The sequence below is a fragment of the Nocardia ninae NBRC 108245 genome, assembly GCF_007990755.1.
Taxonomy (GTDB): domain Bacteria; phylum Actinomycetota; class Actinomycetes; order Mycobacteriales; family Mycobacteriaceae; genus Nocardia; species Nocardia ninae.
This window is the reverse complement of the sequence record NZ_BJXA01000005.1, coordinates 119,978-143,443: the sequence shown is the minus strand read 5'-3', so window position 1 is coordinate 143,443 and position 23,466 is coordinate 119,978. Positions and strand designations below refer to the sequence as shown.

The 23,466-nt window shown below is 67.0% G+C and carries 24 protein-coding genes; 12 read left to right on the top strand and 12 right to left on the bottom strand.

All coding sequences use genetic code 11. The features are described 5' to 3' along the window. Positions 1-4 precede the first annotated feature (4 nt). The 3 genes from NN4_RS06555 to NN4_RS06545 form a co-directional block, all read right to left on the bottom strand. A complete protein-coding gene (locus tag NN4_RS06555) occupies positions 5-229 on the bottom strand; it encodes a hypothetical protein (RefSeq protein WP_147129056.1) in 225 nt (74 codons plus the stop codon). Then, on the bottom strand, positions 219-1,067 hold the full coding sequence (locus tag NN4_RS06550; protein WP_147129055.1) for a S8 family serine peptidase: 849 nt from the start codon (positions 1,065-1,067) through the stop codon (positions 219-221). Before NN4_RS06550 ends, NN4_RS06555 begins: the two co-directional genes overlap by 11 nt. 261 nt (positions 1,068-1,328) lie before the next feature. After that, complete coding sequence (locus NN4_RS06545; protein WP_147129052.1) at positions 1,329-2,639, bottom strand: fatty acid desaturase family protein; 1,311 nt, start codon at positions 2,637-2,639, stop codon at positions 1,329-1,331. Between the two features lie 334 nt (positions 2,640-2,973). Between NN4_RS06545 and NN4_RS44830 the strand changes: the two genes are divergently transcribed. The 4 genes from NN4_RS44830 (at position 2,974) to NN4_RS06530 (ending at position 6,948) form a co-directional block, all read left to right on the top strand. Then, positions 2,974-3,141 (top strand): hypothetical protein, encoded by a 168-nt coding sequence (locus NN4_RS44830; RefSeq protein WP_186818300.1) that lies wholly within the window; start codon positions 2,974-2,976, stop codon positions 3,139-3,141. 221 nt (positions 3,142-3,362) lie between these two features. Beyond that, positions 3,363-4,193: an SDR family NAD(P)-dependent oxidoreductase gene (locus tag NN4_RS06540; protein WP_147129051.1), complete on the top strand. Its 831-nt coding sequence runs from the start codon at positions 3,363-3,365 to the stop codon at positions 4,191-4,193. An 8-nt stretch (positions 4,194-4,201) separates the two neighbouring features. Beyond that, entirely contained in the window at positions 4,202-5,749 is a 1,548-nt protein-coding gene (locus NN4_RS06535) for an acyl-CoA synthetase (RefSeq protein ID WP_147129049.1), read from the top strand. 14 nt (positions 5,750-5,763) lie between these two features. Further along, positions 5,764-6,948: a TetR/AcrR family transcriptional regulator gene (locus NN4_RS06530; RefSeq protein WP_147129048.1), complete on the top strand. Its 1,185-nt coding sequence runs from the start codon at positions 5,764-5,766 to the stop codon at positions 6,946-6,948. A 53-nt stretch (positions 6,949-7,001) separates the two neighbouring features. On the opposite strand, the gene NN4_RS06525 is transcribed toward NN4_RS06530, so the two are convergent. Further along, positions 7,002-7,247: a cold shock domain-containing protein gene (locus NN4_RS06525; protein WP_147129046.1), complete on the bottom strand. Its 246-nt coding sequence runs from the start codon at positions 7,245-7,247 to the stop codon at positions 7,002-7,004. Positions 7,248-7,634: 387 nt separating this feature from the next. Next, on the bottom strand, positions 7,635-8,057 hold the full coding sequence (locus NN4_RS06520) for a PPOX class F420-dependent oxidoreductase (RefSeq protein ID WP_147129104.1): 423 nt from the start codon (positions 8,055-8,057) through the stop codon (positions 7,635-7,637). A gap of 107 nt (positions 8,058-8,164) precedes the next feature. On the opposite strand from NN4_RS06520, the gene NN4_RS06515 reads away from it, so the two are divergent. Further along, entirely contained in the window at positions 8,165-9,004 is an 840-nt protein-coding gene (locus tag NN4_RS06515) for a DUF72 domain-containing protein (protein ID WP_147129045.1), read from the top strand. Between the two features lie 6 nt (positions 9,005-9,010). On the opposite strand, the gene NN4_RS06510 is transcribed toward NN4_RS06515, so the two are convergent. Further along, positions 9,011-10,450 carry a lipase family protein gene (locus tag NN4_RS06510; protein ID WP_246180734.1) on the bottom strand — a complete coding sequence of 480 codons (1,440 nt, stop codon included), beginning with the start codon at positions 10,448-10,450 and terminating at the stop codon, positions 9,011-9,013. A gap of 434 nt (positions 10,451-10,884) precedes the next feature. Here NN4_RS06510 and NN4_RS06505 point away from each other — a divergent pair, with 434 nt between their 5' ends. Further along, complete coding sequence (locus NN4_RS06505) at positions 10,885-11,727, top strand: alpha/beta fold hydrolase (RefSeq protein WP_222595002.1); 843 nt, start codon at positions 10,885-10,887, stop codon at positions 11,725-11,727. Between the two features lie 38 nt (positions 11,728-11,765). On the opposite strand, the gene NN4_RS06500 is transcribed toward NN4_RS06505, so the two are convergent. Next, a complete protein-coding gene (locus NN4_RS06500; RefSeq protein ID WP_186818299.1) occupies positions 11,766-13,028 on the bottom strand; it encodes a PucR family transcriptional regulator in 1,263 nt (420 codons plus the stop codon). 269 nt (positions 13,029-13,297) lie between these two features. Here NN4_RS06500 and NN4_RS44825 point away from each other — a divergent pair, with 269 nt between their 5' ends. After that, positions 13,298-13,453, top strand: a complete 156-nt coding sequence (locus tag NN4_RS44825; RefSeq protein WP_186818298.1) for a hypothetical protein — start codon at positions 13,298-13,300, stop codon at positions 13,451-13,453. Between the two features lie 27 nt (positions 13,454-13,480). Here the strand turns inward: NN4_RS44825 and NN4_RS06495 are convergent, their stop codons facing one another. After that, positions 13,481-13,975: a DUF4254 domain-containing protein gene (locus NN4_RS06495; protein ID WP_147129041.1), complete on the bottom strand. Its 495-nt coding sequence runs from the start codon at positions 13,973-13,975 to the stop codon at positions 13,481-13,483. Positions 13,976-14,359: 384 nt separating this feature from the next. Then, the gene (locus NN4_RS06490) at positions 14,360-15,304 is read right to left on the bottom strand and encodes a glycoside hydrolase family protein (protein ID WP_308633303.1); all 945 of its coding nucleotides are present in this window, start codon (positions 15,302-15,304) and stop codon (positions 14,360-14,362) included. Between the two features lie 384 nt (positions 15,305-15,688). Here NN4_RS06490 and NN4_RS06485 point away from each other — a divergent pair, with 384 nt between their 5' ends. Next, positions 15,689-16,138 carry a hypothetical protein gene (locus NN4_RS06485; RefSeq protein ID WP_147129040.1) on the top strand — a complete coding sequence of 150 codons (450 nt, stop codon included), beginning with the start codon at positions 15,689-15,691 and terminating at the stop codon, positions 16,136-16,138. Between the two features lie 33 nt (positions 16,139-16,171). Here the strand turns inward: NN4_RS06485 and NN4_RS06480 are convergent, their stop codons facing one another. Continuing rightward, entirely contained in the window at positions 16,172-17,179 is a 1,008-nt protein-coding gene (locus NN4_RS06480; protein WP_246180733.1) for an alpha/beta hydrolase, read from the bottom strand. A 481-nt stretch (positions 17,180-17,660) separates the two neighbouring features. Here NN4_RS06480 and NN4_RS06475 point away from each other — a divergent pair, with 481 nt between their 5' ends. Next, entirely contained in the window at positions 17,661-18,122 is a 462-nt protein-coding gene (locus NN4_RS06475) for a hypothetical protein (protein WP_147129037.1), read from the top strand. Between the two features lie 52 nt (positions 18,123-18,174). Here the strand turns inward: NN4_RS06475 and NN4_RS06470 are convergent, their stop codons facing one another. Next, positions 18,175-19,869, bottom strand: a complete 1,695-nt coding sequence (locus NN4_RS06470; protein ID WP_186818297.1) for a cutinase family protein — start codon at positions 19,867-19,869, stop codon at positions 18,175-18,177. Between the two features lie 897 nt (positions 19,870-20,766). Between NN4_RS06470 and NN4_RS44820 the strand changes: the two genes are divergently transcribed. From NN4_RS44820 to NN4_RS06460, 3 genes are all read left to right on the top strand, one after another. After that, complete coding sequence (locus NN4_RS44820) at positions 20,767-20,937, top strand: hypothetical protein (RefSeq protein ID WP_186818296.1); 171 nt, start codon at positions 20,767-20,769, stop codon at positions 20,935-20,937. Continuing rightward, entirely contained in the window at positions 20,931-21,431 is a 501-nt protein-coding gene (locus tag NN4_RS06465; RefSeq protein ID WP_147129034.1) for a hypothetical protein, read from the top strand. The genes NN4_RS44820 and NN4_RS06465 overlap by 7 nt, the downstream gene beginning before the upstream one ends. A gap of 145 nt (positions 21,432-21,576) precedes the next feature. Continuing rightward, complete coding sequence (locus NN4_RS06460) at positions 21,577-23,025, top strand: family 1 glycosylhydrolase (protein WP_147129033.1); 1,449 nt, start codon at positions 21,577-21,579, stop codon at positions 23,023-23,025. Between the two features lie 6 nt (positions 23,026-23,031). Here NN4_RS06460 and NN4_RS06455 read toward each other — a convergent pair whose 3' ends face one another. Further along, positions 23,032-23,400 (bottom strand): DUF1304 domain-containing protein, encoded by a 369-nt coding sequence (locus NN4_RS06455; RefSeq protein WP_147129031.1) that lies wholly within the window; start codon positions 23,398-23,400, stop codon positions 23,032-23,034. Positions 23,401-23,466: the final 66 nt, after the last annotated feature.

Here is a 23,466-nt window from a genome sequence, read left to right as displayed (position 1 = left end):
GGGCTCAGCCGCGCGACGAGCGACGCGGTGAGAAGACGATGCGACGATTGAGCGCCGCGGCACGACGGTTGCACCCGCCGCACGGCGTGACGCCCAATCTGTTTGTGACGTGCTTGATTACGTCGCCGAGCCCGGTTTCTTCGCTGACCACGAAGCCGGGTAGCCGAACGCGCCGGGCCGATGGTTCCGGTGGCTGCTCGGTGTCCGGTGGTGTTTGTTCATCCGGCATGGATCAACTCCTTCATCTGCTGGTATGCCGCCTCGGCGTCGAGCAGCGGCGGGATCAGTGCGCCGCGCCTGCGGCGGCCCAGCACCGCGGCGCGGATCTCGGCCGCCGAGGCCCGGGGGAACAGCGACCACAGCAACGCGATGGTTCCGGTGACAAGCGGTGCGGCGAAGCTGGTTCCGGTGAGCGTGGCCAGGCCGTTGCCCGCGGTGAAGCTGGTCAACCCACCCGGCGCGGCCAGGCCGTTGCGGCCGATGGACGGCCCGAGGGTGGATTGCCGTGCAGGCCGCCCGTGCGCGTCCACCGCGACGACGGGTACTACCCAGCGATGCCGGGTGAGCGTCGAGGTACCTAGGTCGGTGGTGTTTCCGGCGGCGGCGACGACGATGACATCGCGGCGCGCGGCGGTGTCGAGCGCCTGGGCGAGCAGCCGGTTGTCGGCCATCGAGGGTGCGGGCGGACCGGCACTCACGTTCACGACGACCGCTCCGGCCGCCATACATTCCAGCAGCGCACGGGCGAGGTCGTCGTTGGTGGCCGACGGCAGCCGGGCGAAGGTTCGATCGGAGAAGATCGGCCGTAGATAGACGGCACAGCCGGGACACAGTGCGGGAGCGGGTGAATTACGGCTGCCGGACAGGATTCCCGCCACGAAGGTGGCGTGCGTGCACGCGGTGGCTTCGGGGACCGCGCAACCGTTCGCGTGTCCGCGCAGCAGTGCCGCCGCCAGTCCGGAGTGCGTGGTGTCCACCGGGCCGTCGATCAGGCCGATCATGATCTTCGGCGAGCCCGTGGTGCGTGCCATCAAGCCGTCGAGTCGAACCATGTCCAGCGGCGTCATACCGCACCACATCCCCGGAGGCCGGTCGTGTGGACGGTTCCGCCCGCAGGGTGCGGACGATGTACCTGCCGGTCGACAGATCGACCTCTGGCAAAACGGTAGCACTCGATTTTCGCTGGCCGAGCGGGATTTCGGCGACGCGATATCGATGTGGGGGTGCCGGGGTGCAATCAATACCCGAGGTCGGGTTTGCGCTGGTCCGGCGCTTGCGGGCCGATGTCGCGCGGCCGGTTACGGGCCGAGACGCCCCGACCGTATTACCTATCCGGCGCCGGCCACCGGAGCGCGCAGCGACCCCGCGATATTCGAACGGACCCGGGCGGCGGTCCGGCGCAGCCGGCCCCCTTTGAGTCCGGCCTCGAGTTCCAGCCGCACGCGACCATTGTGCAGCGCGGTGCGCAAACCTGTTGTCACACCGGAGATCTCCGGGACGGTGAAGGTGGTGCCGGTCTGGAACTTGCGTTCCGAGGCGGTCTCCGGCGCGTCGTCCGACGTGGCGATCAGGAAGCGGTCCGGGACTGCGAGCTTGTGGATGGTCCGCATGGTGAGCAGGTACTGGCGCAGCAACGAACCGCTGGTGTAGGGCAGGTCGTATTTGTCGCAGAGCGCGCGAACCCGGACGGCGATCTCGGCGTAGCGGTTGCTGGGCAGGTCGGGGAAGAGATGGTGTTCGATTTGGTAACACAGGTTTCCGCTGGCGAAGGCCAGGGTCGGGCCTGCGTCGAAGTTCGCGGTGCCGAGCATCTGGCGCAGGTACCACTCGGACTTGGTCTCGTCTTCCAGCGCGGCGGGCGTGAACTTCTCCGCGCCGTCGGGGAAGTGGCCGCAGAAGATGACCACGTATGTCCAGGCATTGCGCACCACATTGGCGGTGACGTTGGCCGTCAGTGCACGGCGCCAGCGCTTTCCGCTCAGCGCGGGGAAGAGCACATAGTCCTTGAGCGCCTGCCGGGAAATCTTCTTCAGGAAAGCCTTTGTCACAGCAGACTTTTCGGCCTTCGTCTCGAAGCGGTCCCGGTCCGCGTACAGCCCGTGCAGGCCGATGCCCCACTCGAAGGTGGTGGCCAGCAGCAGATTCTGCACCGGTTGGAAGAGATGGCTCGGCTGCCACGGCTGGTCCCTGGTCACCCGCATCACGCCGAAGCCGATGTCGTCGTCCATGTCCAGCACGTTGGTGTAGAGGTGGTGGCGGAAATTGTGCGAGTACCTCCACTGGCTGGACAGCCCGACCATGTCCCACTCCCAGGTGCTGGAGTGGATCTCCGGGTCGTTCATCCAATCCCACTGGCCGTGCGAGACGTTGTGCCCGATCTCCATGTTCTCGATGCATTTGGCCGCGGCCAGCGCCGCCGTGCCGAGCAGCCAGCTCGCCTTGTTCCGGTTCACCGCGATGAGCAGCCGCGCGGCGGTGTCGAGGACGCGCTGGAACCGGATGGTGCGCCGGATGTAGGCGGCGTCGCGGCCGCCGAGCGATTCACTGACGTCACGGTGGATGGCGTCGAGTTCGGTACCGAGCGCCTCGATGTCTTCCTTGCTCAGGTGCGCGTACACAGCAATGTCGGTGATGGCCATTGGTCCTCTTCGGATGGATCGGCTGCGCAGGCGCAGGGAAGCCCGGTCGGGCCTCCGACACGGGGAGCGATCGGCGTTGCTCAGCTGAACCGAGCTGGAAGGTCGGCCGATGAGAAAGGCCGACGAGATTCTTGGTCCGACGCTACCAGCGCTTCCGATACCGCCAGGTCAACAGCGGGCGGCCGCCGGAACAACGGGGCGTGGCCGCGCGGAATCGCGACGTTCCGGACACGACAACATCCCAGTTCGAGCGGGATCATGCGCGGTCTGCGCCGCGGACAAGGTTCAATAGAGGGGATTGGCTATTCGCGGCCGATCGGAGGAGGCTCGACGAATGAGTCAGGAAAGCGGGCAAGGGTCCGGGCTGTTCAGCCATGACACCATTCCCATTCAGGTGTATACGCCTGCCGAGAGCAGTGACGTACATCATCAGCCGGTATTCAGTAGGGCCGAAGACGGCTCCGGGTCTGCTGTCGGGGAGGTCACGCCGCCGCACGCCTGACGCCGGACATGACGCGAGCCCCCGCATCTCGACGAGAGATGCGGGGGCTCGGGTCGTTTACGGGGGCGGTCTGCCCCTGGGTAAGTGAATCGTCAATAGCGAAATGAACCTCGCTGACCAGTGTGTTTGTCCATTTTGCTCCTGCTTGCACCGCGCTGCTGTTCAATAAGTGAACGGCCGCTAGTTGCCGTGATGGAACCTCGGAAAAGGACAAGCAGCACATGGGAACTCTGGATGGCAAGGTCGCCATTGTGTCGGGCTCCGGCCGCGGTATCGGACGGGAGATCGCGCTGAAGCTGGCGAGCGAGGGGGCCAGGGTCGTGGTGAACGATCTGGACGCCGAGCCGGCCGGGGAGACCGTCGCGGCGGTCGAAGCCGCGGGCGGGCAGGCGGTTTCGTGTGTCGGCAGCGTCACCGAGGAGGGGTTCGCGGAACGCTTCGTGCAGACCGCGGTGGACGAATTCGGCGGCCTGGACATCATCATCAACAATGCGGGCTACACCTGGGATTCGGTGATCCAGAAGATGACCGACGAACAGTGGGACGCCATCCTCGACGTGCACCTCAAGGCGCCGTTCCGGATCTTGCGCGCGGCGCAGCCGGTGATCGCGGCGGCCGTGAAGCAGACCAAGGCCGCGGGTGAACCGGTGCCGTGCCGAAAGGTCGTGAACATCTCGTCGCTGGCGGGCACGGGCGGCAATGCGGGACAGGCGAATTACTCGTCGGGCAAGGCGGGCATCCTCGGGCTCACCAAAGCGCTGGCCAAGGAGTGGGGCCGCTACAACGTCACGGTGAACGCGGTGGCGTTCGGGCTGATCAAGACCAGACTCACCGAGACGCCCGCGGGCACCGGCGGCACGATCGACGTGCAGGGCAAGGAGATCAAGGTCGGCGTGAACCCGAACCTGCTCGCGGCCATGGAGCAGATGGTGCCGCTCGGGCGCGGCGGCACGCCGGCCGAGGCCGCGGGCGCGGTGTACCTGCTGTGTATCCCCGAGTCCGACTATGTCAGCGCGCAGACCCTGGTCTGCGGCGGCGGCTTCAACATCTAGGACCCGCAATGTATTTGACCCAATCCCTGCACCGCAACCTGCAGCAGAGCCCGGATCGTCCGCTGACGATCTACGGCGACCGGGTGCGCACCGTGGCCGAATCGGCCGATCGCATAGCGCGATTCGCGGGTGCGCTGGCCGCGCTCGGGGTCCGGCCCGGCGATCGGGTCGGCATGCTGGCGCTCAATTCCGATCGCTACTACGAATATCTATACGCGGTGCCGTGGATCGGGGCGGCGGTCAACCCGGTGAACATCCGCTGGAGTCCGGCGGAGATCGGCTACTCGCTGCGCGAATCCGACACCAGGGCGCTGCTGGTGGACGACGCCTTCGCCGCCATGATTCCCGCACTCCGGCAACAGTTTCCGGAGTTGGCCACGGTGATCTTCTGCGGCGACGGCGAACCACCGGCCGACGCACTGCACTACGAGACCCTCGTCGCCGAGCACGCACCCGCGGAGGACACCAGAACCGGCGACGCGACCCTGGCGGGGGTCTTCTACACCGGCGGTACCACCGGGCATCCCAAGGGCGTGATGCTCAGCCACGACAACATGATCATTTCCGCGCTCGGCAGCACCGCGGGCGGCGAGTTCGTCAGCCGGGGCGGCACCGTGCTGCACGCGGCGCCGATGTTCCACCTCGCCGATATCGCCATGTTGACGGCGGGCAATCTGGTCAATTGCACGCACGTGATCGTGCCGATGTTCACCCCGGCCGGTGTCATGCGGGCGATCAGCGAACACGGCGTCACCAATCTGTTGCTGGTGCCCACCATGATCCAGCTGCTGGTCGACGATCCGGCCGTCGCGGACTTCGACCTCAGCGGCGTCGAGACGGTGACCTACGGTGCGTCGCCGATCGCCGAGGCGGTGCTCGGCCGAGCCCGCAAGGTCTTCCCGGCCGCGGGCTTCACCCAGGCCTACGGCATGACCGAACTGGCGCCCGTCGCGACGCTGCTGTCCCCGGCTGACCACGACGATCCGGCGCTGCGGCGTTCGGCGGGTCGCGCCATGCCGCATGTGGAGGTCCGCATCGTCGACCCCGACGACAACGAGGTGCCGCGTGGCGAGGTCGGCGAGGTCGTCGTGCGCGGCGACAACGTCATGCTCGGCTACTGGAACCGGCCGCAGGACACCGCCGCCGCCGTGCGCGACGGCTGGATGCACACCGGCGACGGCGGCCGGATGGACGAGCACGGCTATGTGTTCATCGTCGACCGAATCAAGGACATGATCATCACCGGCGGCGAGAACGTGTACTCCGCCGAGGTGGAGAACGCCCTCGCGGCGCACCCCGCGGTCGCCGCCTGCGCGGTGATCGGGGTGCCGGACCCCGAATGGGGCGAGCGCGTGCACGCCGTGGTGGTGCTGCTGCCCGGCACGCAGGCCACCGAGGAGGAGCTGCGCACGCACTGCAAGGCGCTGATCGCCGGGTACAAGACCCCGCGCACGGTGGAGTTCACCGACGCTTTGCCTATATCGGGCGCCGGTAAGATCCTCAAGCGCGAACTTCGCAAGAAGTACTGGGATCCCAGCGACAGCCAAGTTTCCTGAGGGAGCGGTATCGAATGGTGAACGGGCCGGGCGTGGTCCGGCCGGCCCGTGGCACCCGGCCGGCGAATCGGCGGGCGCTGATCGTCGCGGCGGCCGCGGAACTGTTCTGCCGCAACGGATACGCGAATGTGGGCATGGGTGCGGTCGCCGAGGCGGTGGCCATCGGACCGTCCGCGCTGTACCGGCATTTTCGTGGCAAGCAGAACCTGCTGGCCACCGTCGTCGACGAGGCGCTGACCGCATTCGCGGCCGCGCTCGATGCGGCGGCGAGCGAGCCCGCCGACATCGCGGGCACGTTGGCCGCGACCGTGCTGGCCCGCCGTGACGTCGGGGTGCTGTGGCGGCGCGAGGCCAGGCACCTGTCCGACGACGATCGGGCCGCGTTTCGGCAGCAGGCCAAGCAGATCGGGGCCCGGCTGGCCGAGGTCGTCGCCGCGCGCCGCCCCGACCTGGATACGGCGGCGGCCGACCTGCTTTCCTGGAGTGCCTTGGCCGTCGCCAATAGCGTGTCTTTCCATGGGCTTTCGTTGCCCGAGCCGGAATTCGGCACGCTGCTCGGCGAACTCGTCGGCGCGGTGCTGGCCGCGCCGGTGCCGCAGCTGGGGCAGCGATCGGATCCGCCTGCCGTGGCGGTGCCGCTGGCTGCGCGGGCTCGGCGGGAATCGATCCTCACCGAGGCGATCACGCTGTTCGCCGAACGGGGTTTCGCGAGCGTCAGCGTGGACGAGGTCGGTGCCGCCGTCGGCATCGCCGGGCCCAGCGTCTACAACCACTTCGCCGGGAAAGCGGACATTCTCATGGCGGGCATCGTCCGTGGCGACGAATGGCTCCGCATCGATCTGAATCGTGCTCTCGCGCACGCCGCCGACCCGCGCGATGGACTCGAACGCCTACTCGCGGGCTACGGGGCTTTCGTCTTCGAAAACCCTTATCTCATGCAGATTCTCGTGTCGGAGGCCAGGCACCTGCCCGGCCCGGACCGCGCCCGCGCGAAGGCCGCGCAGCGGGCCTATATCGCCGAGTGGGTGCACCTGCTGCGCAAGGTGCACCCGGACTGGGACCCGATCCCCGCACGCATGCGAGTGCAGGCCGCGCAGTCGATGCTGAACGACCTCGCGTTGACTCCGCATCTGCGCGCGCTCTCCGGCATCGTGCCCGCGGCCGCGGCGATCGGCGCCGAAGTGCTCGCCCTCGCTTGATGCGTCGCACACCACGACCGTGGGGCATGCGAGACATCAAGGGCTGTGCGGGATTATGCGGCAGCGGTGGATAACAGTGCCATCGGGCGTACCGCGGTGGCCTCGACGCCGCGCGGGCGCAGCTCGCAGGTGAAAACTACGGGCTGGCCCGCAGAAAGGGTTTTGAAGCCGGGGGAGTCGATGCTGGAATACTCCACAAAGACCCCGTTCGGGTATTCGGGGGATTCGAGGAAGCCGAATCCTTTGGCGGTGTCGAACCACCGGACGGTGCCGTGCACCCAGTTCTCGCCGTCGGTCATCGCGCGACCTCGAAGGCGCTCGCGCGCTCGCCGGACCCGGATTGCATCACCTGCTGCCACCAGGAGGCGAGTGGGCTCGGGTCTGGCCACACGACGGCGGGACCCGATCGGGCAGTCTTATGCGTGGATACTTTCTGCGAAGCTCTGAACTTGTCTGAACGAACCACGGTCGGACGATCTCCTCGGAGTCGGTACATTACGCGGGCATCCCCGCGTACGCCGGATGCCCGCTACTGCGTTACTCAAACTGTAAGCACCCGAACGGATATTCGCCCGAATTCCGCTTCCACTCGGTACAACGTCACATTCCGTCGTCGGCCGAACTCGGCCGCCGGAAAACAACCGGCCGAGCCCCGTGCGGGCCCGGCCGGATGTGCGGTGCGAGGGTCAGGAGGCCCAGGGGCCGATGCCGCCGACCTTCTCTATGCGGATGCGGGTCAGCAGACCGGGCGGGGCGTCGGGCGGCGGAAAGCCGGCGTCGGGGCTGGCCAGGGTCTTAGCCAGCTCGGCAAGGAGCTCGGGGGCACCGCCCTCGACGATGCGCGCGGTCCCGGTGACGGACAGGTATGGGCGCATGATCTCGCCGCGCTCGGGGGACAGGATGGTCACCGCCACGCGGTTGTCGCGGCGGACATTGCGCACCTTCTTGTATTCGCCGAGGTGGGCGGTGACGAGCTCGTCGCCCTCCGGCGTCGATTGCAGCGCCACCCACACCACGCTCACGTGCGGACTGCCGTCGGGGTTGACGGTGACCAGCGTGGCGTCGGCCCCCGCTCCGATGAGGGCACGAGCGGCGTCGTCGAGTTCCATGTGTTGTTCTACCAACCGACCCGCCCATTCATTCCCGGCTGACGCTATGGTCCGGCGCCACGGAGCTCGGTCGAAACGCACGACGGCGCTGTACTACCGTCGCTGGCATGCGGCTTCACGTGGGCTGTGCGATGTGGACGCACCCGTCATGGCAGGAATGGCAACCGTCTTCGGGGGATCGGCTGGCCGCCTATGCCGACCGGTGCAACGCGGTCGAGGGCAACACCACCTTCTACGCGATACCGGCCCGCCGCACGGTGGAGTCGTGGGCGGCGCAGACCACGCCCGAGTTCCGGTTCGTGGTGAAGCTGCACCGCTCCGTCACCCATGAGCGCAGGCTGACCGGGGTCGACGAGGAGATGCGCGCGTTTCTGTCAGCGATCGAACCGCTCGGACCGCGCGCACACGCCCTGTGGGTGCAGTTGCCCGCCTCGTTCGGCCCGAACGATCTCGGCCCGCTCGCGCTGTTCCTGCGCAGGCTGCCGCAGCAGTACCGTTCGGCGGTCGAGGTCAGGCATCGGGCGTTCTTCGAGAACGAGCAAGCCGCCCGGCAGCTGGAAAGCGTGCTCGCCCGGGTCGGCGCCGAGTGGATACCCTTCGACACCACAACACTTTTCGATGGACTACCGGTCACCGCCGCGGAGCAGGAAGCGTGGTCGAAGAAGCCGCGGGTGCCGCGCCGGACCCGCGCCCTCACCGAGTTCCCGATCGTCCGCTACCACGGCCGCGACTCGACCGAGCGCACGGTCGAGGGCTGGCAGCCGTGGATCGGCACGGTCGTCGAGTGGCTGCGCGAGGGCCGATCGCCGACCGTCTTCATCCACACCCCGGACAATGCCGAGGGCGTACCGCTCGCGCGCCGCTTCCACGAGGGTGTGCGCGCCGAGCTGCCCGAGCTCGCACCGCTGCCCGAGCCGGCGCCCACCGACCCGATGACCCTCTTCTGACGCGGGCTACCGGCTGCCGATGGGCTGCTGCACCAGACCGGCGAGCAGCGTGCCCGCACCTTGCAGCCAGAGCGGCCAGCTCGCGGGATCCAAAGCCATCGACCCCTCGTCGTGGATGGCGCAGCCGGTCTGCGCGGGGACGCCGTCGAAGCGTTCCTTCAGCCACAGCAATACCCGTGCGAGACTGTCGATTTCGAGCGTGATGTGTTCACTGAAGTGGTCGCGGGTGTACTGCACCTGGGCCTTCGGGTCGCGGCAGTACTGGTCGACGAGCGCGTTCACCGGACCGACCGGCGCGATCCAGTCGGGGTTGGAGTTGAAGATGAACATCGGCATGTCGGGGACCGTATGGCCCATCCGGAGCGCGTCGAACACCTTGGTGGGCACGGGATCGTTCAAGGCGTTGGGTGAATCGTAAAGGCCGCCTTCCAGATTCATGAACGGCAAGATCGCCGCGGAGTACAGGCACAGCGAGTTCTTCACCGGAGCCAAGGCTTTGCCGAACGCATTCATGTGCTGGGCGTTGTACGCGGCCAGCTCGGGATACTCCCGCTCGACACCCAGCAGTCCCGAAAAGATCAGTCCCGAGCCGAGATTGCCGCTGGCCATCTGGTACATCGCCTTGATGTCGGCGGGGACGCCGCCTTCCGACGCCCCGACGATATTCAGCTCCGGTGCATAGGACGCCGCCAGTTCGGCGGTGTGCCCGGTGGTGATCGCGCCGCCGGAGTACCCGGCCAGCCCGACCTTGGTCTGCGGTCCGAGGCCCATCGGCTCGAAGTTCTCCGCGGCCCGGATGCCGTCGAGGGTGATCCGCGCGCCGAGCGGACCGGCGGCGAAGGCGGAGTTGGGGCCCTCGTGATCCGGCATCGCCACCGCCCAGCCGGCCCCGAGCCCGGTCAGCGGGAGCACGAACTCGAACGGGATGTCGAACTGGCCGGTGATATTGCCCGGCACCGAAGCCTGTTGCAGCACATACGATGGCGCGCAGTACTGGGCGTTCGAGTCCTGCGGGAACTGGTAGGACAGCAGTGGGCGCGGGACGCCACCGTTGTCGCCGCGCGGCTTCATCAGCGTGGTGACCGCGGCGATCGGTTCATCCCTGGTGTTGGTCGACCGGTAGGACAACTGCCACGCGTCGATGTTGAACGGAATGGTCGAGTAGAACGCGAGATGCACCGCGCGCGCCGCGATGATCTCGCCGGGCTGCTTCGACGCCACGACCTCGGCCGGGGGTGCGTAGAACGCCGGATCGAGTTCCGGCGGGGACGGCGGAATCGGGAACGGCAGCGGTGGTTGCACCGGAACCTGCTGCGCGACTGAGTTTTGCCCGGCCGGTGCGGCCATTGCCGGTATTCCGACAGCAACCGGCATGGCGGTCGCGATGAGGGCGACGAGAACCGCAGTGCGGAATCGCCCGAGCTTGCCGGGGATGACGGTATTCATTGCGGCTTCTTTCGCTGGTGAGCGGTGCTGATGAGATCCTTCGAAGGGATCTGCCGGGCGGAAAAAGTATTCCGGCCACGACCGCGTGCCGGTGAACGGCGCGCCGCGCGTAACCCACCAGAATTTCTGTAAGGCTAAGTAACAGCAAATGCTAAAGATTGCTGGAGGTCCAGAGGAAAAGTTCTAATTCGCCGCCGACTGGACTATGCACATTGCACAATTCCAACACTTTCTGCCCTGGACAGCCGGCCGGTGGCTGCTCGAATGTTGTTCCGCGCGGCGGCCGGTTGCGCGGGGCCGGGTTGTGCTGGATGACAACCTATGGCGACAGCCTTGGTGACAGTGCCAAGACTCGGCAGCGGCTCCGCTGCCAGGCTCACAGGTGCGTTATCCCGGTTTCGGTCGATGCCATTCCCGAGGAGCAAGACGTGCCGATGCTGTCCACCATCATTCGTACGATCGACGTGCGCGGCGTACCGATCGGTTATACCGACACGGGCGACCCGAACGGCCGATCCGACGGTCCTGTCATCGTTTTCGGGCACAGTCTGCTGTTCGGCGGCTGGATGTTTCGCGCACAGATCGACGCACTGCGCGAGCACTACCGCTGCATCGCCATCGACTGGCGCGGTCAGGGCGGCACACAGCCTACTCCGGACGGCTACGACATGGACACGCTGACAATCGACGCCGTCGGGCTGATCCGCGCACTGCGTCTCGCGCCGGTGCATTGGGTCGGCATCGGCATGGGTGGTTGCGTCGGCCAGCGGGTCGCCGCCCGGCACGGCGAGCTGCTGCGGTCGCTGACCCTGTTGGACACCAGCGCCGACCCCGAGGACCCGAGCAGGATCGGTAGATATACCCGGCTCGCTTGGGCGATGCGCTTTCTCGGCGTCGACGCGGTGCGCGGCAAGCTCGCGCGATTGCTGTTCGGGCCTGCGTTCCTGGCCGATCCCGCCGCCGCGGACACCGTCGCCGAGTGGGCCCAGCGGCTCGACCGGGTCGACAGCGTGGGCACCAGGAGAGCGATACTCGGGGTGATCGGTCGCGATCCGGCCGACCGGGAGGTCACCGCGATCACCGCGCCGACCCTGGTCGCGGTCGGCGGCGACGACGTGGTGACGCCGATTCGGGCGGCGTCGCGGCTCGCGGAGCTGATTCCCAAGGCACGGTTCGAGATCATCGAAAATGCCGGGCACTGCTGCGTTCTGGAGCAAGCCGCCGTTGTCACCGCGTTGATCCAAGACTTTCTCGCCGATGCCGACGACCGAGGATGAACTGCCCCAGTCATGGGGTGTTCGGCGGTCTGCGTGGTCTAGGCGATCGCGCGGTCCGGCTGGGGCGTCAGGATTTTGTCGCCATAGGTTTGTGCGCAGCGCAGCGCCAATTCGATATAGGTGGCCCGCTCTTCGATGGAATGTCCCAGCAATTCCTCGGATTGGTTGATGCGGTAGCGGACGGTATTGGGATGCACGTTCAATTGTTGCGCGGTGGCCGGGGCATTGCGGCCGCCTGCCAGGTAGGCGAGCAGTGTTTCGCGCAACCGGGCGGTGGTCTCGTCGGTGCTCATCAGTGCGCCCAATTCCCTTGTCGCCATGGCACGCATCGCCTCGACGCTGCCGTCACCGGTGGTGAGGCAGACCAATTCGACGTCGCTGTAGCGGATCACCGTTGCGGCGTAATCGGTTTCGATCGCCACCCGCTGTGCGGCGATGGCCTCGCGATGACTCTGCCGGAACCCGGCGATATCCGGTGCCGACGTTCCGACAGCGGCGTGCAGGCCCGGCTGCCCGGCCACGGGCAGGGCGGCGAGGTCCGGCACGCCCGCCGTGGCGAGCCACGCCCACATGCCACGCACCCCGGACGACAGCATCAGCGGTCGCGGCGCGTCGAGCAGCGTGGCGATGTCGTTGCCGAACTTCTCCAGCGTGCGTACCGGATCCGGGGTGGCCAGCGACTCGTCGGTCCACAGCACCAGCGCGGTTTGGTAGCGGCGCAGCGAGTGCCCGAGCTGGGTCTCGGCCTGATCGACGTCGACCGCGTCGCCGCGCAGCAGCGCACCCGCGAGCCCGAACCGCCGGGCCAGCGCGCCGCGCTGCCACTGCTCACGCTCGTCGGTGTACACCGCGACCGAGGCCTCCACGCAGGTGTCGGTCCACTCGAGCACGCGATCCCAGAACAGCAGCAACACGGCGCTGCGGAGTTGGTCGTCCTCGATCGCCTTGTTCAGGAAGTCGGTGATGTACTGCCAGAGCATGGCCTGCCCGACCCGATAGGTGCGCATCACCACGTCGATGCCGAAGCCGCGCCGGGCGACCGTCCGCGACAGCGCGAGTACCTCCGCGGGCGGGTGCACCTCGAACACCTCCCGGCTCACCATGGCCAGGAAGCTGCGCCAGTGCGAGCGGGTGGCGGCATGCAACTGCTCGGCCAGTTCGGCGTCACCGGGCAGTTGCGCGTTGACCGCACTGATCCGGCCGTCGACCAGATCGACCAGCTGCTGGGTCTGCTCGTCGCTGCGGGCCTGTGCCCCGAACTGGACGAGCCAGTCGAGGGCTTCCTGATCCAAGGCAGTCATAACGCTCATTCTGCTGCCCGGGCTGTCAGGGCGCGGCGCATTCGATTACGCGACGCACACTGCGTGGTTACGGCCGGAGGCACGCCGGATAGGTAATCTGAGTAAGCCTCGTTTCGGCAAATCTTTCCCGTAGTCGTTCGGCACATCCGATCAGCAGTGACCCCACACGTGGAGGCCGTAATGAACGGATCGGCGATCAGCGAACTATCGAGCATCAAAAGAAACCACTTGGTCAGTTTGTATTTCGGACCCGTGGGCATAACCGGCTCATGAAACCGGAGGAAGCCGCGCGCCGCTTGCTGGAGGACATTTTGGCGCGCTATACGTCGGTGGAAGAATTCATCGGCCTACTACGCGTCGATCCCCTCGAAGACACCACGGAACTGCCGCCGATATCGGCTTACCTCTGGACCATTCCCACATAGCGCCGAGACAGGTTCCGGCACAACAACTCAGCGACGCCCGATCGATCGTGGTCGGCGCGTCTCGATGTCGTGCGCGAGATCGGTCCACTGGTTGGCGAGTGCGGCGAGCCGGGACCACGCCGCGTGCACGCGCTGTTCGGGCACGTTCTCTGCGGTCATCAGCAGATGGTCGGCGAGGATCTGGGCGGCGGCCATCCGGTCGATGGTGCTCCCGAGGGACTCGGCCTGCTGGTCTTGCGTCCGCCGCGGCGGGACCTGCTTGGCCACCCAATCATCGATCACGGTGACGACTTCGCTACGGCGGCAGTCGATTTCCACCAGACGATCCGGCTGGGCGCGGCGGGTGTGGTGCAACTGCGCCAACGCCCGAGCCAGCTGGATGACCAGGTGGTCGCCCGGACGGTCCCCGGTTTGGAGTCGCAACGCGGCGGACAGTTCGTGCCAGTCGGGCAGGAGCGGGCGGCGGCCACCTTCGCCGCACATCGCCCATGGCCTCGGTCCGTCGGCGGTCTGCACGGTCACGTGACGCGGTCGGCGCGGCCCGGCGCATGCGCCTGGCAAATGCGACCGGCTCGTGCCTCACTGCGAAGATTCTGCTGCATAGCGCACGCGCGAAACCGCGCGTCCCCCATCGATCGGTGTTCCGATTGCGTGGGCAAGGTAGGCCTTCCCTAGCGACGGTCGAGGTGCATCCGGCGCCAGCGACCAGCCAGATCCTCTGGGTGAGGCCGGTCGTTCTGCGCGTACCCGAGATAAGGGAGCAAAGCGCCCGGCGCCGGATGCAACTACAAGTCTCGTCGGTGACGCGGTTCACCGTAACCCTAATTCAGGTCATTCCTGGGCCGGTTTGGCCTCTTTGGTTATGTTCGGGCAATCTGCCCGTCGGTGGTCAGCGCCGAGCGGGGTTTACAGGCTGGTCTCGGGGAACACGGTGAAGTGGCGGACGGTGCCGGACAGGTGGGGGAGTTCGGTTGGCTCGGACCAGGTTCGGAAATCGTCGCGGCTGTCGCTGTAGAAGTACCGGGGGTGGTCCTCGTTGTAGTCGTCGAAGAAGATCCGCCAGCCGCCGCCGGGCAGGGGAATGACGCACTGACCTTCGCGCGGCGCGCCCCAGCGCGCCCAATCTCCGGTTGCGACAAACACATACGGGCCCGCCGGGTCGGCGGCCACGGCGAGTTCGACGAGTTTGCTGGTTTCGTTCTTGGTGAACGCGAAGTAGCGGCCGTAGTGGTGCACAACGGTGGTGTCGATGTAGCCGTACCCGAAGTGGTCACAGGTCGGGCGATCGACGGGGGTCTGGTAGCCGGCGGGCGGACCGAGCCCGGCCAGCGGTGTGAGCGGACCCCACCAACTCAGTTCCCGGTTTTCGGCCCGCATCAGATGCGGCGTGAACCGGCACCCGTCCGACAGCGACACGAGCACATTGACGTTCCCCTGCGCGTCGACGAGCCATTCCGGCGCCCAGGTCGACGTGACGCTCGGGTCCGCCACCTCGTAGTCGTACATGTGCGTCCAGTTGACGCGGTCGTCGCTGCGCGCGAAGCCGATCGTGCGGCCCTCCCACGCGGTGGTGTACGTCAGGTAGTAGACGCCGTCGACGTGGCGGAAGAGGGACGGGTCGCGCAGCAGGCCGGTCGGCGGACGGTAGGCAGGTCCGCGCAGCAACTGGAAGTTTGTCGCGTCGGTCGATTCGTAGACGTACAGATCGGTTTCGCTGGAATGGGTGAACGCGGTCATCGTGTACCGCACCACCGGTCCGGTGGCCGCGGCATGCTTCAGTGCCGGCAGGCCGAGTGACAGGCCTGCCGCCAGGGCCAGCGCGGACCTGCGACGCATCGTCACCAATGCCACATTCCGAATTATCCAGCGCTTGTTGCCGCCCGCTTGCCGACACGCCGAAGGCAATTGGGCAGCCCACTGGACAGCGATTCGCACAGCTCTACGCGAGGGCAGCCCGACGAGGTCGTCCCCTGCCCCGGGCCTGGATCGAGTCGTTACCTCGACGGGGGAACCGCCCAGGCTGATCGGCATATCGAATGGCTGTGTCGGAGAACAAGTTACGGATCCATCCTTGGTGCACAGCCCAAGACAGCGCATTACCTGGACTGCGATTCTGTAGGCAAGCAAGAGGATCCGCCCGGCAGACCGCGTCGATCGCGTCCTGGTCGCCGGTCGTGCCGAGCCGTCACGTGCCTCAGTTCGTTTGCCGAACGCCGAGTAGCTGGAGTCGGAACCATGTCCGAGCCCGACCGACCGTCCCGGGAAGAGCAGCCATCGCCTGCCCTGCCGACCGCCCGCGAACTGCTGGACGCGATGCATGATGTTGTCCCCGAACGACATCCGGCCGCGCCGATCCTGCGCGCCGCCTGCCTGCTCGCCGCGGTGGACGAGTGGATCCACCGCCATCGCGCCGCGATCGAGGCGAGCCCACCCACCGCGCGCCGGGTGAACGGCCCCGGGATCGAACGCGCCGCGCGCACCCTGCGCCGCTACCTGATCGAAGGAATCGCCGCCGCGGCCCCTGGCATCGACGGCGTCGGCAAGGCGGTCGACGAGCTGGCCCGCGCCTGGGTCGACTGGCGCGACATCGGCACCGGCGACGACCTGCCCCACCAGGTCGACACCCACCAAGCCCTGCTCGCCGCCTGTGCCGCCTACGACAAGCTGGCCGGGCACGACCGTTAGGACATAGCGCGGACCCGTACCCGTCGAGGTCGGTCAGATACCGAGACCGGCTCTGAGGGTCGGCCACGAATCATGCAGGGCATCTTGCCAATACGGCCAGGAGTGGGTGCCGGGGGTGTTGTAGCGGATGGTTGCGGGGATGCGGTGCAGGCGCAGCTTCGCGTCGAACAGCAGGGTGCATTCGTGGGCGACCTGCTCGATGGCGATGGCGGCCGTGAGGTCGGTGGGGTACGAGTAGCTCGGGTCGAAGGCGAGGTCGTAGGGTCCTGGGACACCGGTGCCGGTGGAGAGGTAGATGGGTTTGCCGCGCAGGGCCTCGGCGTGCCGGATCGGGTCGTGGGCGGGCCACTCGGGGTTTGCGACACCGCCCCACATGTTGTCGGCATTGCCGCCCTTGTCGGCAACGACCGTGCGGACGGTGGCCTGCCCGAGGTTGCTGGAGTACAGGCAGCCACTGTAGGCGGCGAGCGCCCGGTACAGGGTGGGGTGGCGGAAGGTCAGCGTGGTCGCGGCCTGCGCACCCATCGAGACTCCGGCCATGGCGTTGATTCCGTTGCCGTGCAGCAGGTTATCGATCAGGGGTGGCAGTTCCTCGGTCAGGAACGTCTCCCACTTGTTGTGCCCGAGTGTGGGATCGTCTTTCAGCCAGTCGGTGTAGAAGGTGCCGCCGCCGCCCACGGGCATCACGACGTTGGCCTCCTTGTCGGAGAAGAAGTTCACGATGTCGGTGCGCATGGTCCAGGTGCTCAGTGGCTGAGTCTCGGTCGACCCGTTCCCGTCGAGCAGATAGAGGGTGGGGCGCGCTGCCGTACGGTCCGCGGGCAGCAGGACATCGAGTTGCACGATGCGGCCCATGGCCGGCGACCGCACGAATACCTCCTGCCAGCGGTCCGTGCGCTGGGTGATGTGATCGACCACGGCCTGCGCGCTCGCCTGCGGCGGCACGACCAGCGGCGCGGTCACCGCGAGCGCCACCGCGACCAGCCAGGCGGTACGGCGAGATCGCCGCGTCGGTGTCGAACCAGAACCGTACATTGTCATCGGGCCCGTCCTCATTACTCCTGCCCCGCGGAAAAGCGGGGAGGTAACCGTGCTTCGGGATCGGACTACCTCCCGTTACCGATCCACCCGAAGCGGTTGTGCGCGCGGGCGTGTCACTTTCTATCGAATGCAAGGTTGCGTTTATCGGGGATCGGCGCGGTCAGCGCATCATTCCATCCGGAATCGCCACGGGATTGCGATCGGGTCGCTAATCTTGTCGAGTCCCATGAAGTTCGGGACAGTTCCGCAGAGTGAGTCGTGGTCGCCCCTGCGGCTCACTATCGCTGTACACAGTCCGATGAGGCTCGGGGTTCCCCCGGGCCTCATCGGTCGTTATCGGGCAATCTTGCTGTCGCGGCGACAATTCGCGCCGAACTTTCCGATCCAGAACCGCCGCCGATCCGAATATGTCGTAGTGCCGACACGTGTCGTTCAGGTGTCGGCCGCAGGTATCGCATTCGCTACGACAAAGGGGTTGCCTATGTTTCACAAAACTGCGATCGCCGCGGTGACCGGCCTGTTCGCTGTCACGGCGACGCTCGCCGTTGCCGCAGGCGCGGCAAATGCCGCTCCGCAACAAGATTCGGGTACAACGGCGAACGCGACCACCCTGGCGCACAACTTCGACACCGTGGCAGAGACAGCCGGGGAGCCGGAGACGAAGGGTGGCAAGGAAGGCAACGGAAAAGGCAAGGGAAAGGGCAAGGGAAAGGGGAAGGGGAAGGGTAAGGGCGGCGAGTCCGGCGACGAACCCGCCGCCGTCGATACCGAACTCGCGGCGACACTCAACTCCGCTTTGCGGGGTTTCCTCCGGCCACCGAATGGCGGTGCGGAGTTGGGCCTCGGCGGCATACCCGTCGACAAGTGGCTCGATATGTTCCTCGGCCCCGAGTCGGGTCTCGAGGGGGACATGCCCAAGGCCAAGCCGAGCGGGGCGGTGTAGTGATCTCCCTGCGTTACTGATTCATCCGACACCGGCAGGTCCGCATCGCCGATTATGCGATCGGACCTGCCTGCTGTCGTTCATGAAGAAAGTCGGTCTCCCACCCGGTGCGGACGATCCTTCGGCGACCCGAGTAGAGCAAGCAGGCGCTTTCGGAAAGGAGCAGCGCCCAGACCAGGTGCCGACTTGTGGTGAGACGCTTGGTCTTCGCCTCGTCGGATTCCGGCCGGATGCGACCACGCGACGGATCAGTGGTGTCCACCTGCGCACCGGTGCCGACCTCGACGGCGGGGTTTTTCGGCTTCCGCTGCGGGGTAGCAGGTTTGGTGGCACTACCGGCGGCGGGCGACCGAACTTCAGGATCAGGGATGGTGACGAGCACGCTGTCGGGCTGGGCGAGAACAGGTTCGGGTTCGGCAGGCACCGGTAGCGCTCGGGCGAGTTCGACGAACCAATCGGCGATGAACTGCGCCGAGGGGCGGTCGGCGTCCACCGCGGTGACGGCGTACGCGCCGTGGCGGGTCACCGCGTCCTGATACTTCGCCCACACCTCGGTGTCGACGAGTTCGACATTGTCGCTGACCAGGCGCCCGATGGAGTTGAACGCCTGGGTGACGACCTGGGTGAACCGCGGCGCGGCGGAGCGTTTGGGCATCGCGGCGAACATCTTGGCGCCGAGGGTGGCCAGGCCGGCCAGCGGATCCGTGGCGCCGATGGCACCGATCTGGCAGACGTCCTCCGGATGCAGCACGACACCGACGATGCTGGTCAGAGTATTGAGCGTGATGGTCGCGATGCGCAACGCCGCCGCCTGCCCGGTCGGGTCGTCGATCACCGAGCGCGGGTCGGAGGCTTCGGCGAGTCGTTCGCTCAGCGATTTGTCGCGGGACAGGACGAGGCTGCCCGGGGTGAAGCCGTGCAGGTCCTTGTCGACCACGTCGGTCGCGGTTTTGCCGACGGTGGCGGCCAGCGCGTCGGTGATCGATGACAGCGCGGTCAGCGGGTCGTCCAAGGGCAGCAGCGCCTGGCCGGCGATGTTGGTGATCATGTGCAGGATCGGGGCGTTCGCGGGGGAGTCACAGGCGAGGTCGCCATCGATGCAGAACGACGCGACCCGGCCGGTGAGCGCGCCGAAGTCAGGGGCGAGATCGCGCAACGGCCCGATGCCACCGCCTGCGGCGGGCGCGGGCTGAGCCTGCAGCGCGGCCAGGCCGGTGGACACCGTGCCGGGTGCGGGATCCGGTGCGCGTTTGCCCGCGGCGCCGGGGAACAGGGGTGCGCCGGGGTAGCGGGTGGGGTCGGCGAGCAAGGCGACGCCCGCGATCCGGTCGGCGGGCACGGGGGATTCGCCGCGCCCGATTTCCTGGGCGAACAAGGAAGCGATGTGCGCGCCCTGGGAGTACCCGACAAAGGCCAAACGGGTGTCCTGGCAACGATCTATGACCGATTGCGTCATCGTCCGCAGCTGCTGCAAACCGCCGGTGACCGATTGCGAGTAGGGGACCTGGCCGCCCGGCACCGCACCGCCGAAACCTGCTTCGTAGGGGACATAGGCGCGATCGACCCGTTCCGGCTCGGCCGCCAGCATCGGCCGGAAGATCGCCGACAGCATGCCGTGGTCGGCGGAGGGGTTCGCGTCCGGAGCGGATTCGCCGGTGCCGGGTACGCCGATGGCGTACAGGGCTGGGCAGCGCGGTGATTGGCCGGGCGCGGGCGCAGCCGTGACGGTGCCGACTCCGGTATGCATGGCGAAGGCCGCACCTGCGACGATTGTCCCTAGTCTCCGAATATCTGTTCTGGAGAACAGCATTCGACGCACTATCTCCACCTTCACATTGCTCTGCTCGGCTCGAGGCCGGTAGTGGTCACCGAAGGTCTGCGGCGTTCGCCGGTCCGGGGTGGGCTTCGCCGCCACCCCGGACCGTGTCGAATCAGCCGCCGAGAAGCGCGGTTACGACGCTGGTGAGGCCCGAGGTGAGGGCGGTAACGACGGCGGTGAGGAGCGGTGCGAGCATGTTCTCCCTTTCGTTTCCTGTGTTTTCAAGCCACCCGGTCAGTTTTCGTGCGGTCGATCCGACGCCGAGTCTGAAATGTCGGTGCCCCGTTACGAGAACTCCAGATGGCGGGAACAACCCGGTTGGGCGTCCAACGCTGACCATGCCGAGAACCGTCAGTGGCAGGCGTCGATAGTGTCTTCGTTACCCGAGTACGTTCGGATGGAAGAATCTCCGATCGATTTTTGATCAGGCGCTGAGCTGGGAAAATGGCTGCTGCCCTGCGGCTTCGCCGGTGACGGCCGCCGCGCGCAGGTGTTTTGTCCTTTTGGGGACAGGTGCGCTAGCCTTCCTCGGCGATCCAGCTCGTGCTCTCGTTCGGCAAATGTCATCGATCCGTCAATGGCGTATCACAGGAGCAGTCATGTTGAGTGGTCTCTTCGGTCTAGTGAACAGCGTGCTCGCGGTAACGGAGAACCTCGTCGGGATTCTCACCTTCGGCATTTTGGGTTAGCGGCAGGCGCGCATTTCCGTTGGCTCCGGATCGAATTCGGGCAATCCGGAGATGTGCGCCACTGCGCATTCTGTGTGGCTCCTACCGCATTCGCCGGGGTGTACCGGCGCACGAGCAACGATCGAGGAGGTTCGCTGTGACGCGTTTGTCGAAGGAATTAGCGGCTTTTGCCGTGCTGGCGATCGTAATCTACTGTGCGGCAACGGATTCGATGTCCTTCTGGAACCAGGACGGCGTCGGCCTGGACTGGTTCGGGGTGTCCGGCGAGCGTGCTCAGCCGGTCGACGGCGGCGGGTTCCATTGGTAGGCAAAGTGATTCCGCTGCTGCCCGGCGGCGCCCAGGGGGTCGCCGTGCTGGAGGTCGACGACACCCGTGAGCTGCTCGCCCAAGCGCGAGCCAGAGCGACCAGCGCCGCGGGCCGGGCCAGTGCCGCGAGCAGGCGTGCGGTGAACCGGGACAGGGCGGTCGACCATGTCGCGCGCGCCCACGGCGCCGCCCGTGCCGTCGCGGCCGCGGACACCACGCGCGACGCCGCATGGCACGCGTATGTCGCCGCCAACCACGCGATCAAGGCAACCTTCTACGCGGTCGCCAGCGCCGACGCGGCGGTCACCGGTCGGGACGCGGCCGCCGCAGCGCTCGCCGCCGCGAAGGCCGCCGCCTTCGCCCCCGACGACATCACCGTCGCCAACACCGCCGCCGCGGCGGAGGAGGCCGCGGCCGGCGCCAGCAACGGGGCCTACGGTGCCCCGACTGCCGTGACGATCGCCCGGATCGACCAGCGCATGTCCACGAACTGACGCGGGTCCATCGCGGAATCGCGGCTCTCGCAACTGCCTGGCTGCGCTGCCAGGTCTGCTTCTCGTGCGTGTTTCGTGCCCTGTACTCGCCGAGAGGACCGAGCTTGCCGAGGGCTCAGCAATTAATCGGTTAAGTTCACGGTTTATGCGCACATGGACACGGCGTGCCGCGGTAGCACTCGCGGCATCAATGGCCGCGCTGCTGGTCCCCGGCGTGAGCGATGCTCAACCGGAGCCAACGGCGGGGCCGGCCGCGCTCGGGCCCGACTTCCTCTGGGGCGTCGCGGCGTCCGGCTTCCAGTCGGAGGGGCACGCGCCGGGCAACGGCCGCCCCGGCTCGGTTTCGGCGCACCGGGTTTCCGCGGGCAACGATGCGCCCGACAGCAATTGGGTGCGCTACATCGAGCGCCACCCCGAGTTCGACCGATATCAGAGCGCGATCGACTTCTACAACCGGTACGCCGCCGACATCGATCTGGCGAAGTCGCTCGGGGTGAAGGTGTTCCGGATCGGGATCGAGTGGGCGCGGCTGCAACCGACGAGCCGGCTGGAGTGGGACGCCGACGGGTTCCGTTTCTACGACGCGGTGATCGCCAAAATCGTCAAGGCGGGCATGCGGCCGATGCTCACCCTCGATCACTGGGTGTACCCCGGCTGGGCCTACGACGGCGCGTTCGATGGCAGACCTTCCGAGAACACCGGCTGGGATCACCCGGAAATGGTGGCGGCCTGGCTGGCCAACATGCGCAAGGTGGTGGACCGGTACGCCCCGCGAAATCCGTTGTGGGTCACCATCAACGAGCCGGTCGCCTACATCATGCACGAGGTGCGCAACAACGCCACCAACCAGGGGCGGATGGAAGATCTGGTGGCCGAGGCGCACAACAATATCTACGACTACATTCACCAGGTGCGCCCCGACGCGCAGGTGACCAGCAATATCGGCTACGTCGCCGGGATCGACGATCAGGTCAACGGTGGATTGTTCGCCAAGATCGCCGATCGCCTCGACTACATCGGCGTCGACTACTATTTCGCCTTCGAACCGCCGGCCTCGACGCCACCCGCCACCGTCCGGTCCATCGCGGCCATCGGGTCACCCGGTATGTGGAACCTGCCGATCCGGACCGAGGGCATCTACTACGCGGTGAAACGCTATGCGGAGGAGGCGCGCAAGTACGGCAAGCCCGATATGCCGATCTACGTGGTCGAGAACGGCATGCCCACCGAGGATGCCAACTCCGACGACGGCAACACGCCGGGGACGGGCAACTACAACCGCAGCGACCACTTGCGCGACACCGTCTACTGGCTGCAACGCGCCAAGGCCGACGGCGTGAACCTCATCGGCTACAACTACTGGAGCATCACCGACAACTACGAATGGGGCAGCTACCGTCCACGATTCGGCCTCTACACCGTGGACGTGCTCGCCGACCCCACCCTGCAGCGCCGCCCCACCAAGGCCGTCGCCACCTACACCGAGACCATCGCCGCGGGCGGAGTTCCGCCCGACTATCGGCCTACCCGTCCGCCGTCCGGTTGCGACGTCGTCGACCCGACCCCCGGCTGCGTCGATGTGGCGGCCCCGTAGCACCGCCTACTGGGAGCCGGCCACCAGCACCGCCACCAGCGCGATCGCGCCTGGCAGCGCCTGGACCACCAGGATGCGGCGACTGGCGGTCGCGGCTCCGTAGCAGCCGGCGACCACGACGCAGGCGGTGAAGAAGATCATCGCCGCGCGGCCTACCGGGTCCGACGCGATGATGCCCCAGAGCAATCCGGCCGCGAGAAAACCGTTGTACAGCCCCTGATTCGCGGCGAGCACCTTGGTCTGCTGGGCGAACTCCGCGGTGCTGCCGAACGCCGCGCGCACCCGCGGTGTCGTCCACAGGAACATCTCCATCACCATGATGTAGACATGCAGTGCCGCAACCAATCCGACCAGCACCTCGGCTACTACTCGCACGATCGACTCGCTTTCTCGTGTTATCGGCCGGAACAGCCGGGATTGCCGACTTGAGGGTTACCGAGA